The organism is Ginsengibacter sp. (genome assembly GCF_057362405.1).
In genome coordinates this window covers 1-5,776 of record NZ_JBMQQG010000087.1, presented here as the reverse complement: position 1 = coordinate 5,776, position 5,776 = coordinate 1, and the positions used below count along the sequence as shown (strand labels likewise).

General features: G+C 39.5%; 5 protein-coding genes. All 5 read right to left on the bottom strand.

The annotated features are described in order from the left end of the window. The coding region (locus ACO1O5_RS07650; protein WP_486269249.1) for an alpha/beta fold hydrolase at positions 1–647 on the bottom strand (647 nt) is incomplete at its 3' end. Next, positions 644–1,801: a lipoprotein N-acyltransferase Lnb domain-containing protein gene (locus ACO1O5_RS07645; protein WP_486269248.1), complete on the bottom strand. Its 1,158-nt coding sequence runs from the start codon at positions 1,799–1,801 to the stop codon at positions 644–646. The genes ACO1O5_RS07645 and ACO1O5_RS07650, both read right to left, overlap by 4 nt. A gap of 91 nt (positions 1,802–1,892) precedes the next feature. Continuing rightward, the gene (gene guaB, locus ACO1O5_RS07640; protein ID WP_486269247.1) at positions 1,893–3,380 is read right to left on the bottom strand and encodes an IMP dehydrogenase; all 1,488 of its coding nucleotides are present in this window, start codon (positions 3,378–3,380) and stop codon (positions 1,893–1,895) included. 73 nt (positions 3,381–3,453) lie between these two features. Then, positions 3,454–4,575: a DNA-processing protein DprA gene (gene dprA, locus ACO1O5_RS07635; RefSeq protein WP_486269246.1), complete on the bottom strand. Its 1,122-nt coding sequence runs from the start codon at positions 4,573–4,575 to the stop codon at positions 3,454–3,456. A 12-nt stretch (positions 4,576–4,587) separates the two neighbouring features. After that, a partial coding sequence (locus tag ACO1O5_RS07630; protein WP_486269245.1) for an OmpA family protein occupies positions 4,588–5,776 on the bottom strand: 1,189 nt, incomplete at its 5' end.

The following is a 5,776-nucleotide window of genomic DNA, read 5'->3' as shown; positions in this document are numbered from 1 at the left end:
TTTCCGATAACAAACAGAATCGGTTTCTTAAATGTTTTTAAAACTTTCGTTCGGTCGGGTCTCTCAATCATAGCCTTATAGTATTGTATCAACGCTTCCGAAGAAAAATACTTTGAGAAGTTAATTAAATCGTCGACTAATTCGGGCCTCGTGTTTTTGGTTTTTTCTGAAAACAAATTCGCGGTAGTATTTTTAAGAAATAAGCCGGCTCCATTGTTTTTTATGAATTCAATTCCTTTTTTTCTAATCTGTTTCTTTGCGTCGTCATCTGCATATGCCGTCGAATGGAAAAGACCAAAAGCATTTAATAAGGCAGGATATTTTTCGGCAAAGGCAAGCGTGATGTAGCCTCCCATACTGTGGCCGAGTAACGTAAATTGTTGCCGCTTTTTCTCACTTAATTCTGTATTAACGATCGTCTTTATTACATCAGCATAATCCTCCATCTGTATTTCGCCTTCGAGCAATTCTGAGGAACCACTGCCCGGAAGATCCGGAACGATGACAAGAAAATGTTCCTTCAATTTCTTTAATTGGTGATTCCAGATGCGGCTGTCTTCTGCAAAGCCATGAAGTAGCATTACAGGTTTACCACTACCTTCTATTTTATAAAAAACCTTCTTCCCTTTGAAAATTATCTGTTTCATGCAACATTTTTTTGCCTCGGGCTATAAAGGATACTTCTAAATACCAGGATGGCAATAACCGGTATTAGCGCCGGATTTAAATGTTGTGGCAGAAAAAACCAGCATGCGAAAAGTACCAGGTTAAAAACTGCATAAACTTTAAAATATCTTTTTGCAGGCCTCCTGGCAGAATGCATTAAAAATGCGGCAACAGCATTAGTTGGCCAGGCCCACAGTAAATTAAGATTATCCTTACACATAAAATGATCCGTTCCCACCCACATGAAAATCAATAATATTCCAAGCAGGCCTGTAATAAAAAACATGAATCCATCAAATGCAATTAGCAACCTTTTAATAAACGAATTTTTGGAAAAGCTTAATAAAACGATCAATAAAAAAAAGCAGGAGAATATGAAAAGAGGATGCGTAAAATAATTAACTGTTACCGGCGGAGCATTTAACTCAACAATATTTTTCTTAGAGCTAACCAGTGGTCTTGAATCAATAGTGGAAGCATCAAAAGCCTGGAGAAGATAATCCGGTAAGAACATTACTTCGCGGGGTTTCATTATAACATCCATGCGTCTCCCCAATAGAATATCTATCCCAAGTTTACTCCACTGTTTATCATTTTTGTTTAGATATTCATAAATAAGATCACGGAAAGTTTTTTTGGAAGACAAAACATTTCCAAAATGGATGGACGTATCTGCACACTTTTCTACAAGGTCACGTAACCTCGTGGTACAGTTATCAAATGTAAAATCGTATTTATAGGTCCGGTTTGCCGCCATCATATTAGCCTGCAACAACATAACGATATTATATTTTTCGGCGCACGTTAGGTTTAATACCTGCTCCGTAATATCCCTTTTTTCTTCGATATATTCGCTGATGAAAGAATCAAAATCATCTGTTGATAAATAGAATGATAACTTGCCTCTTATAAATTTTGTATAAAATCCGGGCTCGTCAAAATTGAAAGTGCCATAATTATAAACGATATCCCGCCGGCTAACGCTATCGGTTACCCGAATAGCGCTGTGGCCAAAAGTAGAATACAATTCTTCGCCGGGCGAACAAGTTAAAATGCTTATTCGTAAATGACATTGATCATTTTGCGCCAATATATTTAGCGGTAAAAGAAATAGTGCGACAATTAAATATTTCAAGAACTAAGAATTAAAAATCAATCAATAAATATTAAACAATCAATCAGGGAATACTGAACGTTATGCCTTACTCTCTCAGGGGGGAGGGACTCTAACGGCTATAGTTAGGCGCTTCTCTTGTTATTTCAATGTCATGCGCATGGCTCTCCCTCATTCCCGCATTAGTAATTTTTATAAAAGACGCTTTTTGGAGGGACGCAATATCTTTAGCTCCGCAATAGCCCATACCTGCCCTGAGGCCACCCGTAAATTGGTGGACCACTTCACTTAAAAAACCTTTATAAGCAACCCGGCCCTCAATGCCTTCCGGAACAAACTTTTTGGCCTGCTCTTCGCCGTTTTGAAAATAGCGATCGCTGCTGCCCTGGGCCATAGCTCCTAATGAACCCATACCGCGATATTGTTTAAACTTTCTTCCTTCGTAGATAATTGTTTCGCCCGGGCTTTCTTCCGTTCCGGCAAAAACACCGCCCATCATTACGCAATCGGCGCCTGCAGCAATTGCCTTTACCATATCGCCTGTGTACCTTATGCCACCATCTGCGATTATGCCCGTCTCTTTGTTTTTTAAAGCGGCGGTTACTTCCAATAGTGCCGTTATTTGGGGAACGCCAGCACCGGCAACAATTCGTGTAGTGCAAATAGATCCCGGCCCGATACCAACCTTTACAGCATCAGCACCAGCATCAGCCAATGCTTTTGCGCCATTACCTGTTGCAATATTACCTGCAATAACTTCCATGTTTTTAAAATCCTTCTTTATTTTTTTAAGGGCGTCGATAACTCCCTTCGTGTGACCGTGGGCACTGTCGAGGCATATAACGTCTACGCCTACTTGTTGAAGGGCATAGACCCTGTCGCCAATATCTTTGGTAATACCAACTCCGGCTCCCACTAATAATCTTCCGAATGAATCTTTAGTTGCATGTGGATGATTATGCACCTGCAGAATATCCCTGTAAGTAATAAGGCCTTTCAATATACCAGCTTTGTTTACTACCGGAAGTTTTTCAATTTTATATTTTCTTAAAATAGATTGTGCCTTTTTAAGATCAGTTCCTTCCGGCGCCGTAACAAGGTTTTCCTTAGTCATTAGCTCACTCACCTTACGCTTGAAATTATCTTCAAATCTTAAATCCCGGTTGGTTAATATACCTACCAACTTTCCTCCTTTATCAACAATGGGTATTCCGCCAATTTTATTTTCTTTCATCAGCTTTAGCGCATCTTCAATAGTTGCCTCGATGCTTAACGTAATCGGGTCCAGTATTAAGCCGCTTTCGCTGCGCTTAACTTTCCTTACCAGGGCTGCCTGGTTTTCGATACTCATATTTTTATGCAAAATTCCCAGGCCACCTTCACGAGCCAGCGCTATTGCGAGGGAGGCCTCGGTTACCGTATCCATTGCTGCACTGAGCATGGGTATATTTAGCGAAAGTGTTTTGGTGAGATATGTAGAGGTGTTTACATCCCGAGGTAATACATCGCTGTAAGCAGGCATGAGTAATACATCATCAAATGTTAATCCTTCTATTAAAATTTTTTTGGAAACGGTTGGAGCGTTATTTATTGTAGCCATGTGCAAAGATAGTTGCCCCTATTCAATCTGCAAAAATCAGGATATAAACAGGCTGATTATTTTCTAACAGGCGTTAAGTTAATTTATAAATTTTGCCGGGGAGCGATGTAACTATTCCCTGCATTTCAAGCATGAGCAATGCTGCTGCAACCGCACTGCTGGAGAGTTTGCTCTGTAAAAAAAGCTCATCAATATGTATTTGTTCTGTTTGTTTTAAAATATCGGTAACTATTTTTTCATCCGGAGCAAGTTCAATAAATAATTCCCTTTGTTTCTTTACGGAAATCTCTTTTTTCTTTTTCCATCCCATATTTTCCACGAGATCATTGGCGTTAGTAATTAAACCCGCTTTATTGTTTTTTATCAGGAAATTGCAACCTTCACTTTTGGTATCGTTTATTCGCCCGGGAAAAGCGAATACATCTTTGTTATAACCATTTCCCAATTCTGCCGTTATCAGTGAGCCGCCTTTAATACCCGTTTCAACTACAATCACTGCATCACTTATTCCGGCCACAATCCTGTTTCTTGAAGGGAAATTTTGCCGGTCAGGTTTAGTACGACTTCTAAATTCAGTAAGTAATCCTCCATTTGCAATCATTTCTTTTGCCAGGCCTGAATTTTGCGAAGGATATATTTTATCAAGTCCGTGAGCAAGGACTCCTATTGTTTTCATTTCGTTTCTTAACGCAGCTTTGTGTGCGATACTATCTATGCCGAATGCCAGCCCGCTGATAATAAGGATGTCTTCACCTGCAAGTTCATCAATAAGTTTTTCGCATATGTTTTTACCATACTCGTTGTTATTTCTTGTGCCAACTACAGCAATAATTTTTGAAGTGTTTAAGTCAGCATTTCCCTTGTAATACAACATAGCAGGGCTGTCGTAACAATTCAATAATCGTTGCGGATAGTTTTTATCCGTCATGAACAGCGGAGCAATTTTATATTTTTTTATAAAATTTATTTCTTCCTCTGCCTGACGGAAATCATTAAAATTTTTTATTGAGTTAGCCCGTATGGATCCTATTCCTTCTAAAACGTCGAGATCTTTTTTCCTGGCAGCAAATACTGCTTCAGCACTTCCGAATTGATTAATTAAAGCTTTTGCGTGGATGTCCCCGATATTGGGCACCTGCGTAAGTGCAATTTGATATTTTAATTCTGATGACAAATAGAATAGAAATGTCAACAATAATAGAAAAAATTATTCAACTGAAACAACGCTCAATTCTGTTCTCCTGTTCAGGGCCCGTCCTTCTTCAGTTTTATTATCAGCGACGGGATTAGCTTCGCCTAGCCCTTTAAAGCTTAAGCGTTCATTCCTTATTCCTTTGTTCAATAAATAATTTACAACTGCCACTGCCCGTCCTTTTGAAAGGATAAGATTGTCAGCCGGTTTGCCAACATTATCAGTGTAACCGGTAATAAGCACTTTTATTGTTGGATTTTCATTCATCAATTTTACAATATTATCAAGTTCAGTTATTGATTCGGGTTTTAACTCGGTCCTTTTCGTATCGAAAAAAACATTCTTTAAAACGACGTGTGCATTTGCTTCAAGAGGTTGTAGCGGAATATCAGCCTGGAAAGTCGAGTCGGGAGCAGTACTGCTGATGTTATAATTTTCCGAGTAAAAAAGGTATCCCTTACGGTTAACGTTAAACGCATAATCTTTTCCAACCGGAAGGGTAACGAGGTAATTGCCATCCTCATCGGTTTGAAGTTTACTAACTAATTGTCGTGTATTGATATCGGTTAGTTCAACCGAAGAAGGCAATCCTTCATTGGTTTTTTTATCATACACTCTCCCTTTTACCCAAAGTGTTTTGAGCGGGCGTATATCTTGCCTGAGTTCAAATGTATAAATATCCAGGCCACCTTTTGTATCGCTCTTGTCACTCGAGTAGTACGCAGTTTTACCATCGGAAGCAATTACCAATGAGCCTTCATCATCAATAGTATTTACGGGATAACCCAGGTTTTCAGGTTTGCTCCACTTTCCATTTGGTAATTTCCGGGTTACAAAAATGTCAGGTTTTTCACTGTATCCCGGGTGCCCATTAGAGTTAAAATATAAAGTTTGATTATCGGCATGAATGAAGGGCGTGCTTTCATCGCCAGCCGTATTTACTTCTGCACCAAGATTAAGGGGTTGTCCCCAACGCCCATTTTCATCCCGATGGCAAACCCAGATATCCTTGCCACCAAATCCACCAGGCACGTTGCTGCTGAAATAAAGATCTTTTTTATCTGGCGATAGTGATGGTGTGGATTCCCAGAATTCTGAATTCACATTTGGCCCAAGATTTTGCGGCTCACTCCATCCGTTGTTAGTTAAGTATGAAATATACAAATCGCAACTGCCAAGGCCTTCAGGGAAATTGCAGCCAGTA

What these genes read in the sequence shown, in the direction of transcription:
- guaB (WP_486269247.1), bottom strand. Translation starts at nt 3,380, where the DNA reads ATGGCTACAATAAATAACGCTCCAACCGTTTCCAAAAAAATTTTAATA.